Source organism: Steroidobacter sp., from assembly GCF_016790065.1.
GTDB lineage: Bacteria > Pseudomonadota > Gammaproteobacteria > Steroidobacterales > Steroidobacteraceae > Steroidobacter.
Window position 1 is genome coordinate 1 of record NZ_JAEUPY010000149.1, and the last position, 17,018, is coordinate 17,018.

Annotated in this window: 11 protein-coding genes; 3 read left to right on the forward strand and 8 right to left on the reverse strand. The window is 61.9% G+C overall.

What is annotated here, in order from left to right:
• A partial coding sequence (locus tag JNL55_RS06355; RefSeq protein WP_293850869.1) for a saccharopine dehydrogenase family protein occupies positions 1 to 1,055 on the reverse strand: 1,055 nt, incomplete at its 3' end.
• A 40-nt stretch (positions 1,056 to 1,095) separates the two neighbouring features.
• Positions 1,096 to 2,457, reverse strand: coding sequence for a response regulator (locus tag JNL55_RS06360; protein ID WP_293850872.1), 1,362 nt, complete (start codon positions 2,455 to 2,457; stop codon positions 1,096 to 1,098).
• A 167-nt stretch (positions 2,458 to 2,624) separates the two neighbouring features.
• Here JNL55_RS06360 and fusA point away from each other — a divergent pair, with 167 nt between their 5' ends.
• Positions 2,625 to 4,688: an elongation factor G gene (gene fusA, locus JNL55_RS06365; protein WP_293850875.1), complete on the forward strand. Its 2,064-nt coding sequence runs from the start codon at positions 2,625 to 2,627 to the stop codon at positions 4,686 to 4,688.
• A 53-nt stretch (positions 4,689 to 4,741) separates the two neighbouring features.
• Here fusA and JNL55_RS06370 read toward each other — a convergent pair whose 3' ends face one another.
• The 4 genes from JNL55_RS06370 to JNL55_RS06385 are packed head-to-tail and all read right to left on the reverse strand — an operon-like array spanning position 4,742 to position 10,084.
• Complete coding sequence (locus JNL55_RS06370) at positions 4,742 to 5,575, reverse strand: class I SAM-dependent methyltransferase (RefSeq protein ID WP_293850878.1); 834 nt, start codon at positions 5,573 to 5,575, stop codon at positions 4,742 to 4,744.
• A 10-nt stretch (positions 5,576 to 5,585) separates the two neighbouring features.
• A complete protein-coding gene (locus tag JNL55_RS06375) occupies positions 5,586 to 6,458 on the reverse strand; it encodes a DUF6279 family lipoprotein (protein ID WP_293850880.1) in 873 nt (290 codons plus the stop codon).
• Between the two features lie 3 nt (positions 6,459 to 6,461).
• Positions 6,462 to 7,490: a LacI family DNA-binding transcriptional regulator gene (locus tag JNL55_RS06380; protein WP_293850883.1), complete on the reverse strand. Its 1,029-nt coding sequence runs from the start codon at positions 7,488 to 7,490 to the stop codon at positions 6,462 to 6,464.
• A 23-nt stretch (positions 7,491 to 7,513) separates the two neighbouring features.
• Positions 7,514 to 10,084 (reverse strand): glycoside hydrolase family 3 protein, encoded by a 2,571-nt coding sequence (locus tag JNL55_RS06385; protein ID WP_293850885.1) that lies wholly within the window; start codon positions 10,082 to 10,084, stop codon positions 7,514 to 7,516.
• Positions 10,085 to 10,206: 122 nt separating this feature from the next.
• Here JNL55_RS06385 and JNL55_RS06390 point away from each other — a divergent pair, with 122 nt between their 5' ends.
• Both JNL55_RS06390 and JNL55_RS06395 read left to right on the forward strand, forming a co-directional pair.
• The gene (locus tag JNL55_RS06390; protein WP_293850887.1) at positions 10,207 to 12,384 is read left to right on the forward strand and encodes a hypothetical protein; all 2,178 of its coding nucleotides are present in this window, start codon (positions 10,207 to 10,209) and stop codon (positions 12,382 to 12,384) included.
• Between the two features lie 60 nt (positions 12,385 to 12,444).
• Positions 12,445 to 13,065 (forward strand): YdbL family protein, encoded by a 621-nt coding sequence (locus tag JNL55_RS06395; protein ID WP_293850889.1) that lies wholly within the window; start codon positions 12,445 to 12,447, stop codon positions 13,063 to 13,065.
• Between the two features lie 558 nt (positions 13,066 to 13,623).
• Here JNL55_RS06395 and JNL55_RS06400 read toward each other — a convergent pair.
• Positions 13,624 to 15,681, reverse strand: a complete 2,058-nt coding sequence (locus tag JNL55_RS06400) for an ATP-binding protein (RefSeq protein ID WP_293850891.1) — start codon at positions 15,679 to 15,681, stop codon at positions 13,624 to 13,626.
• An 18-nt stretch (positions 15,682 to 15,699) separates the two neighbouring features.
• On the reverse strand, positions 15,700 to 16,392 hold the full coding sequence (pdsR, locus tag JNL55_RS06405) for a proteobacterial dedicated sortase system response regulator (protein ID WP_293850894.1): 693 nt from the start codon (positions 16,390 to 16,392) through the stop codon (positions 15,700 to 15,702).
• Positions 16,393 to 17,018 lie beyond the last annotated feature (626 nt).

A 17,018-nucleotide genomic window follows, 5' to 3' on the forward strand; every position in this document is an offset into this window, starting at 1 on the left:
GAGTCGATACGGATCGTGGACGAGCCTGGCAAGGTGCTGACAAAGTCCGCACCAACCAGAAAGCTTGGAGTGCTGAAGCCCGGGTTGCAAGCTCGATTCAGCACCGGGTCGAGAATGCCGAGCGCCGCATGCACCGTCAGCGAGTAACCGTTGGCGGTGCGCAGCCGGGCGGTTCTCACTTCGCCCGCGGCATTCCTGGCCTCGCCCCACAGGTGGGTGGGGTTGTTGTCGCGCTGGGTTTTATCGGGCGGCGTAATGCGCCGCTGGGCACTGAATTTCACCAACTCACGCACCCAGCGCTGCCGGAGCAGCGGCCGCACCAGGTTCGCGCGACGCATGCCGTCGACGGATTTCTGGGAGCTGGCCGTGTACACCTCGATATTGGGAATGCCGGTCGTGTAATACGCCGTGCTGACATCGCCCCACGGAATGCTCACCGCCAGCTTCTCGCCGGCGCCGAAATCGATGCGACGAGTGCGTGAGCCGAGCTTTTCGGTGGTCAGCCGGCCGTCGATTCGCACACACGAACCTTTGCCGGCCGATTCGATCGCGGTTTTGGCGGTGCCTTTGCTCAAGCCGGCGCGACTGTCGAAACCCAGCGCGAGATGTGTGGCATCCGGCAGGGCTTCCTTGAGTCGCGCGGCCAGGCAGTCGGTAGGCACGACATCGAAGCCGACGCCGGGGCACAGCACGATGCCGGAGCGCACCGCTTTGTCATGCACGCTGGCGGCCAGTTCGAACACGTCGATCTCGCCGGTGATATCCAGATAATGAACATGCGTCGCCAGGCACGCTTGCATCACCGACGCGGCGGTTTGCGAAAACGGACCGGCGCAATGGAGCACGGCCGCGACTTGCGACAGGGTGGCACACAGCGCCGTGTGATCTTCGAGATCGAACACTGCGCTCGGGCAGTTAAGTTCGGCCGCCAGCTTGGCGATTTTTTGTTTGGAACGGCCGGCCAGCACCGGCTTCATGCCGCGAGCAACCGCCTCACGCGCGATCAGCTCGCCCGTATAGCCGTTGGCACCATAAAGCATCCAGGGCGGCGACATGGACCCCTCTAGCAGCAACGTCCGTGGCGAGGGTACGCGCTCATGAGCCGGCCGGTTGAGTCGCGAATTCCACGCGATTGTTCTGGGCGGCTATGCGATTCCATTCGCCTGCGGTGACGCGCACGAGTTGATCGGCAGTGGGATACGGCACGCTGGCGCGACGGCCTTCATGCGCGACTTCGACCGTCACGCCGCTGGCGTCCTGGCGCAACGAGGACAGCAGATTGGCGAAGCCCAGCGATTGACGCTGCGCTGTCGGCAAACTGTCCTCGAAAGGATTGCCCACCAGGTCGCAACGCTTCACCGGCAGATCATCGGTGGCCATGGAATAGCCTTCGATGCCATTGCCGGTCAGACAGAACTCGCCGACGAAGGTGGCGACTTTCACTTTGCCGCGGAAACCGTTGGCTCGCAGCTGAGCGAGCATGTCGCGCAACCGTTCGAGCCGGGCGCCGGCGAGCGGTGCCTCACCGTACGGCACGGTTTCCGACGTGACGTTATCGGGCTTGGGCGCGACGGCAGCAGCGGCGGCCTGGTTGGACTGAATGCTCTTTTGCAGCGTGGTGAGCTGGGTCTGCTGACCATCGATGGTCGCTTGCAAGGTGCTGACTGCGCCCCGCAGCGCCTTGGTGGTCTCCAGTTCCTTGGTATAGAACAGCGCCAGCACCAGAGTCGGAATCAGCGCGATGGCTGCGACGCTGGCCACCAGCGGCCACCGGTTCTGACGCACGACCACGGTCTGGGTCTCGATAGCCGTCGGCGTTTCGGTGGTCGTGGCGGTGATGACGGGAGCCGTGGTCGCTACCGGCACGGTCGGCGGCCGGCCTTCCGTCCCGATACGGCGCGTGAAGCCTTCGAGGCTGGCCAGCACGAAGCGCCGAATTTCTGCGCTCTGCTCCTTGAGCAGCGGTGCCACGGCATTACGAATCAAGCTTTCGACATCGCCGGCCGGGCGGACCGGTTCGATCTGCACCGCCGCCGCGCTTTCGTGGTGACTGGTCGGGACCGCCGCCACCCGGGGTTCGCGCCGTTCCGGCAGCAAGCGCAGCTGATACAGCACCCGGGAGACATCGGCGTGCTTCACCGTTTTTGGCAGGACCCCGACGGCGCCCAGCGCGCGCGCCTGGCTGATGTACAGCTCGCCTTCCTGCGAGGTGTACATGATCACCGGAATGGTGGCGGTGTCCGGGTTGCCCTTGATGGCCTGAATGGCTTGGAAGCCGTCCATGCCGGGCATCAAATGATCCATGAAGATCACGTCCGGCCGCGCCTGGCGCAGGAATTCCAGGGCCGTTTCGGCCGACTCCTGGGTGTCTACTTCCAGGCCGTACCCTTCCAGCATGCGGCTCAAAATGACGCGCGCGGAACGGGAATCGTCGACGATCAGTGCGCGCTTGCTCATGAGGAAGCGAAATGAGTAGTTAGTTCAAGGCGTGTAGGTTAAGCGTAGGGCGCCACGGCTCCAATAGGCTGAGCACTTCTTAATAGCCCATTGAGGAGTATGCTGAGTCTCAATATCAGGTTAAGCGACACAAAGCGCCACTAAACGGTGGTTGCGGAGGTGCGGCCATGTCCCTTGGAGCTCATTCGACCTCGGACATTCGCAATATCGCGCTGGTCGGCCAGGCGGGCGCCGGTAAAACCTTGCTTACCGAGAGCCTGCTGCTGGAAGCCGGCGTGATCCGCAACCGGGGTAGCCTGGAACGCGGCACCACCACTTGTGACTTCGACCCCCAGGAAAAGCAGCTGCGCCACTCGCTGGACGCGGCACTGGTGCATTTTCCGGTAGCTGATCGCCACATCCATCTGTTCGACACTCCGGGCTACCCGGATTTCGCCGGCCGCGCCCTGACGGTGCTGGAAGCGGTGGAAACCGCCGCCGTGGTGGTCAGTGCCGTCAATGGCATCGAGCCGGTCACCCAGCGAATGATGGATTTTGCCCGGGACCGCGAACTGTGCCGGCTGGTGATCGTGAACAAGATCGACGCCAAGGATGCGCGGCCCGAAGCGGTGCTGGCCCAGCTCAAGGAATTGTTCGGGCGCGAATGTTTACCGCTGAATCTGCCGGCGCAGGGCGGCAAGGCGGTGGTCGACTGTTTTTTCGACCCCGGTCCGGATGCCGTGCAGCGTCCGGACTTCTCCTCGGTGGAAAGCGCCCACACCGAAATCATCGATCAGGTGGTGGAGGTCGATGAGGAGTTGATGGCGCTGTATCTGGAACAGGGCGAAGAACTGTCCCCGGAGCAACTGCACGACCCTTTTGAACGCGCGCTGCGCGAAGGGCATCTGGTGCCGGTGTGTTTCGTGTCGGCCGAGACCGGTGCCGGCATCAAGGAACTGCTGAATATTTTTGCGCGCCTGATGCCGAATCCCATGGAGGGCAATCCGCCGCCCTTTCTACGCGGCGAAGGCGAAGGTGCCGAGCGTGTCCGCGTTGCGCCGGATCCGAATCAGCATGTGATTGCGCATGTGTGCAAAGTGAACATCGATCCGTTCGTCGGCCGGCTCGGAATTTTTCGCGTGCATCAGGGCACGGTGCGCTCCGGTGCGCAGCTGTTCATCGGCGATGCGCGCAAGCCGTTCAAGGTGGCCCACCTGTATCGCTTGCAAGGCAAGGAACATTACGAAATACCGCAGGCCATCCCCGGCGACATCTGTGCCGTCCCGAAAGTGGACGAGATGCATTTCGACGCGGTCCTGCACGATTCTCACGACCAAGATCATTATCACTTGAAGTCCATCACCCTGCCGCCCGCCATGGCCGGCATTGCGATCGAGCCGGAGCGACGCGGCGAAGAACAAAAACTATCCGACGCGTTGCATAAGCTGGTGGCCGAAGATCCAGGCGTACGTATCGAACATCAAGCCGGCATGAATGAGACCGTGCTGTACGGCATGGGAGATTTGCATCTGCGTGTGCTGCTGGATCGTATGAAGGATCGCTATGGGGTGGGCTGCAAGACCAAGATGCCCAGCATTCCTTATCGCGAGACCATCACGCGGCCGGCGGAAGGTCATCATCGTCACAAGAAACAAACCGGCGGCGCGGGGCAGTTCGGTGAGGTTTATTTGCGAGTCGAGCCGTTGGCGCGCGGTGAGGGTTTCGAGTTCGTCGACGAAGTGGTTGGCGGAGTGATTCCTTCGCAATACATTCCCGCGGTGGAGAAGGGCGTGCGTCAGGCGTTGAGCGAAGGTGCAGTGGCGGGCTTTCCGTTACAAGATATTCGAGTCATCGTTCACGACGGCAAACATCATCCGGTGGATTCGAAAGAAGTTGCTTTCATTGCCGCCGGTCGTCGGGCGTTTTTGAATGCCGTTGAAGAGGCGGCGCCGATCGTGCTCGAGCCGCTGGTGCGTATCGAAGTGACGTCGCCCAGTGCGTCGACTGGCGACATCACCGGTGATCTGGCGACACGCCGAGGCCGGGTGAGCGGCAGTCATGCATTGGCGAACCAGCGCACTCGAATCAGTGCGCTGGTGCCGTTAGCTGAGATCAATGACTATCAGGCGCGCATCAAATCGCTCACCGGCGGCGAAGGCGCTTACACGATGGAACTGAGCCACTACGACCCCGTGCCACCGCGCAAACAACAAGAACTAGCCCAAGCCTTCAGCCGCGCGGCCGATGCCTAGCCCCGACACTGTTTCTGTGTCGTCACAGCCCGCCCGGAGGGCGAAGAAAATAATTACGGTTTCTTTCTAAACCGATACAACACCTGATCGGTCTTGTGCCGGATTGCCGGGTCGAACACTGGCTTGCTGTGATCGTCTTCTGCGTTGGCGAACGCTTTACTCTCGCTCTCGAACGTCAGGCCCGCCGCTTCGAAGTCACGCTTGATCACGGCTGGGTCGATGCGATGAAGCGCATCGACGCTCACAGCAGGATCCGCACCCGCGACCGCGGCGTGATCCATCACGACCACAACTGCGCCCGGCTTCAAAGCAGGCACGAGTTTGGCCAGCGCCTGCGCCGGATCCGTCTTCGGCCAGGAACCGTCTTTAGCCTGCCAATGTAGATCGTGATACGACATCACGAACAACGCAGCGTCCAAGCTGTTCGCTTCGAACGGCGCTTCTTCGGGCGGCGTGGTCAGTTGCGCCACGTTCGCCAATCGACCATTGCCATAACGCTGATTCGGCTTCTCGCCGGAGAACTTCAAATACTCGGCATTGTTATAAGCAACGACCTGGCCGTTACTGCCGACCACTCGCGACAACAGCTCCGTGTAGTAACCGCCGGCAGAAAAATAATCGATTACTTTCATGCCCGGCTTCACTTCAAGGAACGTCAGCACCTCGCTGGGTCGGCGCCACGCATCTTCATCCTTATCGCCAGCCAGGCGGTCGGTGCTATCGATGGCGGCAGCAATGGCGGCCGTTTCTTCAGCAGAGAGCGCCGACGTGGAAGCAGCGGGCGCAGGTGCTGCTTGTTCGGTAGCTGGTGGTTCAGGCGGAGCCTTCTTACAACCCGCGACGCTCAGCAATGAAATGGAGATGGCCAGCAACAGAGCACGGCTCATGGGGAACTCCTTAGCGTTCTTTGGTCATTGTTTCCAATTGTTGTGCCAGCGTCGTCAGCTCGCGCTGCAGATGAGCTCGCTGTGCCGCTGTCAGCGATGCATCCAGCGCCGCGAGCACCGCCAGCGACTGCTTACGATTCTGCGTGGACTTGGTCTGATAAGCGGCAGTCCACTGACTCTCCGGGGTCCGTAACAATGTGAGAATACGCTCCTCGGTGGCAGCCGGCGACTGACCTGCGGTGAAGCGTTCCTGGAGTGCGCCGAACATCGATTTACGCCAGTGCGCCTGACTCTCCAACCAATCGGTCGTGGTGGAATCGAAACGCTCGACCTGCCGTGCGATCAACAGTTGCTGTTCCTTGGTCACCGCGCCGGTCCAGCGCTTGAGTTGTTTCTCGATGTCCTTGGCGCGCTTCTCGTGCCACTTGCCTGCCGCCAGCGCTTTCAGATTCGCCTCGTTACGTTCCTTGGATTTGGCGGCGAGGTTGGTTTCGAATTCGGTGAGTTGTTGTGGCGACAGGCTCAACAACAAGCGCGCGGCATCGGGTGCTGCTTGTTCCACCACGCGCGCGCCGAAACCTTCGACTTGTTCTTCGATGCCTTTGTAGGTAGTCGCGTTACCGGGATGCGCTGCCGTGCCGGCGAGATCGCGTACGAACTTGGAATAGCGCAGTAGCTCGGAGCGGCGATGCCATTGCAGCGTGCCCTCCAGCCAGGAGCGCAGATCGCTGCGCTGGCCATCATCGAGCGAGACCAGATCCTGGATGTACCAGGCGGCCAGCGTATCGAGACGGTTATAGAAAAAGTTGGTGCAGCTGGCGACGGCAAATGCCATCGCCACCAGGACTAGCACTCTGGCGCGTGAGCCTATCGAACGAGTCATTCTTCATGGATGAACGACAGCCGTCGAAGCGCGGCACACCAGACGATACCCCAACCGCATGGATTGTGGAGCGGTGCCGGTTTGTAGCATTTGCAACAGTAGATTGGTGGCGGTGTAGGCCAGGTCGTAAGTGGGCTGATGCACTGTGGTCAGCCGTGGCCACACCGTTTTCGCAATGTATGTGTCGTCGAAGCCGGCCACCGACAAACGTTCAGGAACACTGATGCCCAGTTCGTGCGCGGCCATCAAAACACCGGCAGCCATGTCGTCGTTGCTGGCGAAGATGGCGGTGGGCGCGTCGGCGTGCGACAGCAATTCCTTGGCCGCTTCCATGCCCGACTCGAACGTGAAAAACCCCTGACGCACATAGCGATCCTGAAACTCGACGCCATGCGCGGCGAGCGCGGCTTGGTAGCCCAGCAAGCGCTGACCGCTGGCGAAGTGATCGGGATGGCCGACGATGAAACCGATGCGACGATGACCGAGGCCGAGCAAATATTCCGTCATCTCACGCGAGGCGCCGGCATCGTCCATATCTACATACGGCGTTTGATGGGCGACGTCGTTCGGTGCCACGCGCACGAACGGCAACGAGCGGCGATCCAGAGCACGAATCAGATCCGGCGATTCGCTCAGCGGCGCGGTCACGATCAAACCATCCAAATGAGTTTGATCCACCAGCCCGATCACGTCGCGTTCCATTTCCTCGCCGCGACCGGTGACCTGATGCATCAGCAACTGGAACCGATCTTCGCGACAGCGGGCCATCGCGCCGTGTTGCACGTCGACGATGTAGTTGGCGCTGGGATTTTCGTAGATCAAGCCGATCAGGAACGAGCGCCGGCCCGCCAGGCTGCGTGCCGACAAACTCGGGTGATAGTTGAGCTTCTTGACGATGGCGAGCACGCGCTGGCGAGTTTCCTCGCGCACGTTCGGCTCATTGTTCAACACCCGCGAAACGGTTTTGATGGCGACGCCGGCTGCTTCGGCCACGTCTTGAATTTTCGCCCGGCGGGGCGGTGCTTTGGTCATTGCGGACACTTATAACAAAAACTTCAGTCGCAACTGGTGGCGTCGTTCAGGCCCGACTCCAGCCGCACGTTGGCGATGCCGAGCTCGAGCTTGCCGGCGGTGCTGAGCAGGAACGGCGCGGTTACGTTACGCAAATCGGCGCCCTTGCTCTGGAAACAATGCAGCGGCATTTTCAGCTGGCGCCATTCGCCGCCGGGCGCCTGTTTCAGCTGGGCGTCGATCGGCAAGTCTCCCCGACAACCCGGTCCGCATTCAATGCCAAGCAAGACTTTGGCGGTGGGCGCCGTATCCACCCGGTAGTCGAAAGTCACCGACAGCTGACCGTTGGCTTCGCGCTGTAGGTCGATGGGTGCTTCGCCCTGCAAGGCCAGTGTCGCCGGTCCGCGCCCGGACCACTTCGCCAGCCGGGCATCTTCCTGGGCGGCATGATCGACGGCGCTCACGTTGAGCACACTACCCGGCGAGTCGCCGATTGCGGCGGCCAAGGCGGTGCGTGCCGCATCTCCGTCGCCGAGCGCGAGTTGCCAGCCATTGCTGGCGCGGCCTGCCGCGAAATAACTATGAGTGGAAGTCTGGCCAGCCGGAGCCGTCGGCACTTCTTCCGACAACGTCGGCAGATCGGCGGTGTCCTGGTAGGTCATGCCGAAGCCGTAGTCGAATAGCGGCGCTTCCGGTGCGCCTTCGCTGTTGAACTTCAGCGGCGTGCGCGGCCAGGCAAACGGCAGCTTGCCTTTGAAATCGTAATTCACCGAACCGTCTTTCTTGGTGAACAACACGTCGGCGATGCCGCCGCCTTCGGAGCCCGGCAGCCATGCAGCCACGAAGGCATCCGAAGCATTCAAATGAGCGTTGACCCACAGCGGCCGGCCCGACAGAAACAAAGCGATCACCGGAATCTGCTCGGCGCGCAGTTGCTGCAACAGCTGCAGATCTTTGTTATCGCCCGGCCGGTACTGCAACGTTGCAATGTCACCTTGGAACTCGGCGTACGGATCCTCGCCGAACACCACGATCGCGACATCGGGTTTACGCGTGTACTTGCCGTCCACACTCAACTGGGCCGAACCGCCGCTGGCAGTCACCGCCGAGCGAATGCCGGCAAAGATGGTCTCGGCCTTGGGGAAGTTCTTGTTGCTGATGCCGGTGCCTTGCCAGGTCAAGGTCCAACCGCCGTTTTGTTTGGGCAGATTGTCGGCGCCGTCGCCGGCCACCAGCACCTTCGAGTTGGGCTTCAAGGGCAATACCTTGTTGGCGTTCTTCAACAACACCAACGACTCGCGCACCGCTTGGCGCGCGACCGCGCGATGCTCGGCTGAGCCTAGCAATTCAAATTTACCGCCGGGCGCGCGGCTCGAGGGTTTGCCGGCTTCGAACAAACCGGCGCGCAATTTCACACGCAGGATGCGACTAACCGCATCGTTGAGCCGAGCCATGGGAATCTCGCCCGACTTCACTTGTGCCAGCGTGTTGTCGTATAGCGGCTTCCAACTATCGGGCGCCATGAACATGTCCAAGCCGGCGTTGATGGCCTGCGGACAGCTCACATTCGTGCAGCCTTCGACCTGACCGTGCGCGTTCCAGTCGCCGACCACGAAGCCGTCGAAGCCCATGCGATCTTTCAGCACGTCGCTCAACAGGCCGTGATGGCCGTGAATCTTTTTACCTTGCCAGCTGGAGAACGAAGCCATCACCACTTGCACGCCGGCGCTGATCGCTGCGACATAGCCGGGCGCATGGAGGTCACGCAGTTGTTCTTCGGTGATGCGAGCGTCGCCCTGATCCCGACCTTCGAACGTACCGCCGTCGGCCAGAAAATGTTTGGCCGTGGCGATGACATGATTGCCGCGCAGAAAGTCCGCCTTGCCCGGATCGCCTTGCAAGCCGAGCACGATGGCGTGCGCGTACTCGCGCACCAGTGTTGGATTTTCAGAATACGATTCGTAAGCTCGGCCCCAGCGGACGTCCTGCGAAACGGCGATGGTCGGTGCGAACGTCCACTCCTGACCGGTGACGCGCAACTCGGTGGCGGTGATCGCGCCGATCTTGCGCATCAGGTCGGCATTGCGTGTCGCGCCCAAGCCGACGTTGTGCGGGAACAAGGTGGCGCCGACGATGTTGTTGTGGCCATGAACCGCATCGACGCCCCACATGATAGGAATCGCATGCTTGCCGTCGCGCGTGTCCATGGACGCTTCGTAAAATGCATCGGCCGCCGCCAGCCACACTTTGGCCGGCGCGAGATCGTCGCCGCCCGGTGCCGAGTTGCCGCCGTTCAAGACCGAGCCGAGTCGATAGCGACGCACGTCTTCGGCAGTGACGCTGCCGACGTCGGCTTGGATGATCTGGCCGACTTTTTCCTCGACGCTGAGCGCGCTCAACAACTCGTTCAGGCGCGGTTCGATGGCGGTATCGTCCAATGCCGGCAGCGACACTTGCGGCCAGATTTCCGGATGCACATTGGAGGCGGTGGTGATGCGACTGGGTTGGGTCTCGCCGGTGGTCGCTTCGCGCTTGGAACATGCCGACAGCGCAACTGCCAGCAATACGGCTACTATGGCGCCGCGCAGTTCGGCGCTTCCGCGTGCGTCGATCATTGTTCGCCCCTGTCTCATCGGTATTCTGGCCGAGCAGAATCCCATGGCCGTGACAACGTTGTCAATTCACTCGTGACCGAGGCTGGGTGGCGTGGCGCTTGGCGAGCTGGATCAGGCTCGTCATGATCGCACCGATGACCAGCGCCTCCGGCCCACCCCAAGGACAGCGACCGAATGGCAGTCGTGCCCGGCAAGTCGCTGCGATGGCCGCGATCGTGGGCGGCGTCGTCATCGCAACAGCCGTGCGTGCCGTGGACGATGTGACGCTGCATATCGAGCAAGTCGCGGGCGATGGTTGGACCGCGAGCGATGTGGTCGTCGATCTAGGCTTACCGGAAAAGAACGCCCTGGTGCGCGCACGAGTCGGTCGACTCCATGTGCCAGCGCTCTCGCAGACGCTCACCAACGTGCGCATCGACTGTCCCTCTCTCGATCTGCGTGACGATGTCATCGCATGCGCCAAGGCGCGAGTGCTTGCCGATGTGCCGGCTCTGGGTAAACAGGCCTTCGATGCCAAGCTGAGCTATGGAAGACGCGACGGTTCGCTCGACGTGTCGTTGCAAGGATTGCGGGTCGGCGAGGGTCACGTGGCTCTGCAAGCGTCGCTGCGAGACGCGGGCTGGAGTGCCAAGACTGAGCTCCAACGCGTTTCCATCGAGCAGCTGCTCAAGTTAGCGGCAGATTTCAAAGCACCGTTGCCGCCGGTGAGCGCCACTGGAGTAGCGGATCTTACGCTCACCGCACGCGGCTCGGACGCCAACGTTCGCGAAGCCAAGATCGACGGCTCGCTGCTCGACGTTACTGCGAACAATGAGGAAGGCAGCCTGGCCAGCGACAAACTGTCTTTACACGTGCAGGGTACGTTGCGCGGCCTCAAGGACGGCTGGCAGTTCGATGTCGCGGTTCAGTCGTCACAAGGGCAAGCGTTCGTGCAGCCGATCTTTGTCGATCTGTCTGCGCATGCGATGTCGATGCGCGCGCAGGGCAAGCTCATCGGCGGCAACTCGTTAACGCTGGATCGCTTCACGCTCGATCATGCCGATGTCGCGCAAGCCTCGGGAACCGGCAAGTTGCAGCTCGATCTCGAACAACCGCTGCGTGATTTCGAACTCGAACTGACGACGCTGCAATTCCCCGGCGCCTACGAAAGCTATTTGCAGCCGCTGCTGATCGACACCAGCTTCAAGTCGCTGCAAACCGCCGGCAGCCTCAGCGGCAAGCTGTCGATGAGCGACGGCGAGCCGAGAGCCATCGAGCTGCGCATCAGCGATGTGACCGTCGACGATGGTACTGGCAATCTGAATCTTTCTGCGCTGAGTGGTCATTGGCATTGGCTGGGCGAGGCGTCCAGCGAAGCGGATGAGGATGACGAAGCGCAGCCGACGCGCGCTGCGAATGTTCAGCCGTCGCAGTTGAAGTGGCAGGGCGGAGCGCTGCTCGGTCTGGCGCTCGGCGCGAGTGAGTTGAACTTCACGACCAGCGGCCGACAGTTTCGCTTGCTCCAGCCCGCAAAAATTCCGCTGCTGGATGGCGCCATCGATCTGGAAACGTTTCGGGTGCGCAATGCCGGGCTGCCGTCGGTCGCCTTCCTGATCGACGCAACCTTGCAACCCATCAGCGTGCAGCAGCTGAGCAAGGCATTCGGCTGGCCCGAGTTCGGCGGGCGAGTGGGTGGCGTGATTTCCAAGCTGCGCATGCGTGAAGGCATCATCACGCTCGGTACGACACTGCGCGCACAGGTGTTCAACGGCGACGTGACCATCAGCGATCTGCGTCTCGAGCAGCCGTTCGGCCAATGGCCGCGCTTCTATTCGAGCATCGCGCTGGAGAATCTGGATCTGGAGCCCATGACCAGCGCGTTCTCGTTCGGGCGCATTACCGGTCGACTGTCGGGCGCGATCAATGGACTGCAGTTGTTCAATTGGACGCCAGTGGCGTTCGATGCGCGGCTCTACACGCCGGTGGGTGACCGCTCGCGTCATCGCATCAGTCAACGCGCGGTGGAAAACATTGGCAGTATCGGTGGCGGTGGCGCCGGTGTGACCGCTGCGCTGTCAGGCGGCGTGATGCGCTTTTTCGACGACTTCAACTACGATCGCTTGGGTATTTCTTGCCGGCTGCACAACGAAGTGTGTGTCATGGACGGGGTGGCGCCCGCCGCTAACGGCAATTACTACTTGGTGAAAGGTAAAGGGTTACCGCGCATCGATGTCATCGGCAGCTCGCGGCGCGTGGATTGGCCACGCCTGGTGCAGCAGTTGCTGTTGGTGACCGAAAGCGAGGGGCCCGTGGTGCGCTAACTGATTGACGGCTCGCGCGCGGCCGACTGTAATTCCGGTTCGATTCCAAGGAGCTTCACGATGCGTTCCGCCTCTTACAAACTCGGTACCGTGCTGTGTCTGGCTGCGTGCCTATTCGTGGCCGCCTGCGTCACCATCAATGTTTATTTCCCGGCCGCCGCCGCCGAGAAGGCCGCCGACAAGATCATCGACGACATTTGGGGTGGGCAAGGTGCGCCGGCCAAGAGCGACGACAAGCGCGGCGCCGTGCCTGCGCAGTCCGGCGACATGCTGTTGGCAGCTGCGCATTCAGTGTTGGAGTTGCTGGTGCCCAGCGCGCACGCAGCGCAGGCCGACCTGAACGTGTCGACGCCGGCGATTCGCCAGCTCACCCAGTCCATGGAAGAGCGGCACGCGAAGCTGAAGAAGTACTACGACTCCGGCGCAGTCGGTCTGACGCGCGACGGCTTGGTGGAAGTGCGCGATCAGAACCTGGTGCCACTGCCGGAGCGCAATTCCACGCGCAAACTGGTTGCCGACGAGAACGCCGACCGCGCCAACCTGTACCGAGAAATCGCCACTGCCAACGGCCACCCGGAATGGGAAATGGACATCCGCACCACCTTCGCCGAACGCTGGTCCAGCAAAGCCGCCGGCGGCTGGTACTACCAGGACAAGGACGGGGCCTGGAAGCAGAAGTGACAGCCAGAGCTAAAAGCTAAAGCGTACCCTCTTGCCGGGTACAGGATGTACCCCGCCGCCTTGGCGGCGGCTCCGAGCAAAAACCACGCTTTTTGCTCAGGAGCGCGACCCGTCGTGACAGGGACGTCCGATCGGTCGCATAAAAAAAAGCCCCGCATTTGCGGGGCTTTTCGTTTCCGAGTCGACGAGTCTTCGAGTTGTTCGGTGGCGTCGGCTAAATCTGGAAACGTCGCTTCTGTCGCTCAACCCTTACTTTGCTCTCGCCTCGCCTGGCTATTGCCAGGACGGAAGGCTGCGCGTCCCTGTCGCTTGTGATTCGATCCCACTCCCCTCGCGGTGCCATCCCCGCTTCTCTGCCATCTCGTCGCTCCCGGAAGAGCGCCGTTGGACCTATCCGAAGCAAGCCACATGCCGTCTAGCGTGCGCTGCGTTCTGGGACAGGAACTTAGTCCTATTCGTCGCGCTAACGCAACTACTTTTTGCAGGGGTGGCAGCGATAGCCTGTAAGGAAAGTCGACGCTGAATAGCCCTGTAGCCGTGCGACTACGCGCCATTTCGCTAAGTCCTTGGAATTTCCAGGGCGATCACTACGCCGCTGTCGTCGGGCAGGTTCGTTGCGTTGACGCTACTGCCGTGGAAGTCGGCTATCAGTCGCACGATATATAGCCCAAGTCCGAGGTGCGGCTTGCCATCCGAGCTGCCGCGGCTGCTGACCAGCGACTCGAACAGCCGGTCGTTCAGCTGCGGCGGCAGTGGCGGGCCCTCGTTGCTGACACTGAGCCGGTAGTCGCGCGGTTCGACATCGAGTGCCAGCACGATTCGCCCGTCGGCTGGCGTGAAGTCCGCGGCGTTGTCCATCAGCTTGTCGAGCAGCTGCGCGATCAGGTCGGGCGAGCCGTCGATCATGCAGGCCTCGCTCGGGATCCGCGTCTCGATGCGATGCTGGGCGAAGGTCTGACGATAGGCCTGACCCATATTGCGGACCAAGTCGCCCAGATCGAAGCGCACGCGGTCGGTGTGCTCGATGCTTTGCTCGACGCGCGTTGCCTCACTCAGCGCGGTGAGGATGGCGTGCATGCGATTCGTGCCGCTGCGGGCTCGATCCACATAACTCTGCGCGTTCGGTGGCAATGTTTCTTCAGACACCAGATTGTCGAGTGACGAGCTGACGATGGTCAGCGGCGTGCGCAGCTCGTGCGACAGCTTCGTCCCCAACGTTTGCAGATAAAGCGTGTATTCCTTCACGCGGCCGAGCAGGGTGTCGTAGCTGCGAGCTAACGCGCCAAGCTCATCCTTCGCGTGCGTACCGGGAATGCTGTGCTCGATGCGACCTTCCGCCGTCAGTGCCGTCGTGGCGGCACGACTCAGTCGTCGAATGCGATGTGACAGTCGAGCGGCGAATACCAGCGACACGACGATGGCGAATAGCGTTGCTACCAAGGTGAGATTCAGCAGACGCGTGAGTGCCAGCTCACGGACCAACACGAGTTGCTCGCCAGGCTGCTCGACCACCAGAGCGCCAAGCAGCTGATCGCCGTAACGCACCGGTACGGCAGCACGGACCAGTGACGGCTCGCCGCCGGCTTGATCGAACCAGATCGCCGAGTTGCTGCCTTCGCGAGCTTTGTCCACCGGCGCGCCCCACATGCCGTACGGCAAGCCATACGATTGCGCTGGCACTGAGCTGCTAGGAAACAAACCGCGATACACCGAACGCATGAAGCCGTATTCATCCCGTTGCAGCCCGGGATACGTCGACGATGCGGTCGCGGAGACTGCGCCTGCTCGAGCGAGCAACCAGCCGTTCACGTCGACGACAGAAACGCGCACACCTTCCGGCGCGTACTGCTCCAGCCGTTGTTTCAGAGCTTCGGAGCCCGTGTGGAGCAGGGCGAGGCCGTGCGTGCTGGCGATGGTCGCGTTGTCTTTTTCGATCGCGTACACCGCCACCTGCGTGCCGAACAGATTCAGCGGACCGCGCAGCTCGATGGCGTAACCCGTTGCGGTTTCTCGCCACACGCCGGTGATGTACGGCATGTCTTCACTGTGGGGTCGCCAAGGTGAGCCGATGTCACAAGGCCGAACGACGATGGGGCCCGGTGCCAGCGCGCTGATCGACCAGGCGCGTTCGCGACTGAACTCGTCGCGAGTCAGAACGATCAACCGATCCGAGCCACGCTCGGGGACAATTTCATCGCCGGTCGGGATTTCATACGCACGTCGCGGCGTTTTGATTTCCGCGTACATGTGCATGGACCGACCGTGCACCCCGAGACGCAGCAGTGGCTGGTTCGGTTGGCCCTCATCGAACCCGGGCACCGGTCGCGACGGCTGCGGCCACTCATCGGCGAAGCCATCGATCAACGGTTGGGTCGGTAGCAGCGGCGCAAACAAATCGCCGCGCTTGGGATCGAAGGTGTCGCGCATCTCGCCGGCGCGATAAAGCAATTCGGGCTCGCTCGCTACTACACGGCCAAGCACATCGGCTGTGGTCAGTAGCGCCGCTTCCTGCCCGCTACGTAGCGTCGTTTCCATCTGCTGCGCATATTTCCACCCGGCCCACGGCAGGATTAGCGTAAGCAGACTGAGCAGCAACAACTGGGTGCGAAGAGACATCCGCGACAGGCGGCTCGGTTAGGTTTCTTTCCAGCGATAGCCCATGCCATACATGGTCTCGATGTTGTCGAACGTCGAGTCGATGGCTTGGAATTTGCGACGCACGCGTTTGATGTGCGAGGTGATGGTGTTGTCGTCCAGTACCACGTTGGCGGCGTCCATCAGTTGTTGGCGGTTTTTTACGTGACCGGGATTTTTGGCCAGCGCGTGCACGATCCAGAACTCGGTCAAGGTAAGACCCAGCGGTTGATCCTGCCAGGTCGCATGCAGCCGAGCCGCGTCGATCATCAGCGAGCCGCGCGAGATGACTTGGTCGCGATTCGACGGCTGCGTCAGCGCCTCGATGCGGCGGAAGAGCGCGGTCACGCGAGCGATCAGGTGGGTGAGCGAGAGGTCTTTGGTCAGATAGTCGTCGGCACCGAGGCGCAAGCCGGAGACTGCGTCGAGTTCGCTGTCACGGGCGGTGAGGAAAATGATTGGCAACTCGGCCGACATGGAACGCAGTTCGCGACATAACTCGAAGCCGCCCTCCGGTTCCTCTTTCAGTCCCACGTCGATGACCGCCAGATCCGGCAGGCGACCCCGGAACGCTTCGATGGCCTCTTTACGAGTGCCGTAGGTACGCACCGAGTAACCATGCCGCGTGAAGGCGGCGGCGTAGTTGTCCCGGATGGCGGGTTCGTCTTCGACGATGGCGATGACTTTCTTCATGGCGGCGCTAGTGTACCGCCGCGCCTGCGCTGGGGCTGCAGGGCCATAATTAATCACAATCTGCCCGCGCTACGCCTCCTGGCAGCGGTCGTCTGTCCGAGCTTTGGAGCGCTAATGGCCCCACGCCGACACTGACCGGCGTTGGAGAACGGCCATGATCGAACGCCCCGTCCCCGCCACCCCGCGCATCCGAGCGGGTTCGCCTCCGGCTTGTGGTGGTGAGCCTGCTCGCAATTGGATCCATGAACGCGCCCCGAGCCTGCGAACGCTGGTTCGCGATCGTCAGCGTCGAGAGCAGGTGTGGGCTTGGTTGTCGTTAGTTGTGCTGATTGTTTGCTGGGATGCTTCTTCGCGGTTAGGTGAGCGAGTGCCGGTGCCACGGCCGAAGTTGGCTCATGTGGTTGAGGATGATGAGATGTTTCGGACGGCGTCTACGTTCAGCGTTGACTTGTGAGCTTTCAGACTACGAGGGGGCGGTGGTTCGCGCCGCCTCGAGGGGGAGGTGCTCCTCCCGGCCGCAGCGACAAGCCCGGACCGTTCGGAGCAGCGCCCCCCGGATGTTCAAGCCACCCGCCACCCGGCCGCGGGGCGCGGCGGGGGCGCGGGGCCGGGCGGCGCCCCGCACC

Coding starts and splice junctions, on each gene's coding strand:
- JNL55_RS06360 (WP_293850872.1), bottom strand. CDS start 2,457: ATGAGCAAGCGCGCACTGATCGTCGACGATTCCCGTTCCGCGCGCGTC.
- fusA (WP_293850875.1), top strand. CDS start 2,625: ATGTCCCTTGGAGCTCATTCGACCTCGGACATTCGCAATATCGCGCTG.
- JNL55_RS06370 (WP_293850878.1), bottom strand. CDS start 5,575: ATGAGCCGTGCTCTGTTGCTGGCCATCTCCATTTCATTGCTGAGCGTC.
- JNL55_RS06375 (WP_293850880.1), bottom strand. CDS start 6,458: ATGACTCGTTCGATAGGCTCACGCGCCAGAGTGCTAGTCCTGGTGGCG.
- JNL55_RS06380 (WP_293850883.1), bottom strand. CDS start 7,490: ATGACCAAAGCACCGCCCCGCCGGGCGAAAATTCAAGACGTGGCCGAA.
- JNL55_RS06385 (WP_293850885.1), bottom strand. CDS start 10,084: ATGATCGACGCACGCGGAAGCGCCGAACTGCGCGGCGCCATAGTAGCC.
- JNL55_RS06390 (WP_293850887.1), top strand. CDS start 10,207: ATGATCGCACCGATGACCAGCGCCTCCGGCCCACCCCAAGGACAGCGA.
- JNL55_RS06395 (WP_293850889.1), top strand. CDS start 12,445: ATGCGTTCCGCCTCTTACAAACTCGGTACCGTGCTGTGTCTGGCTGCG.
- JNL55_RS06400 (WP_293850891.1), bottom strand. CDS start 15,681: ATGTCTCTTCGCACCCAGTTGTTGCTGCTCAGTCTGCTTACGCTAATC.
- pdsR (WP_293850894.1), bottom strand. CDS start 16,392: ATGAAGAAAGTCATCGCCATCGTCGAAGACGAACCCGCCATCCGGGAC.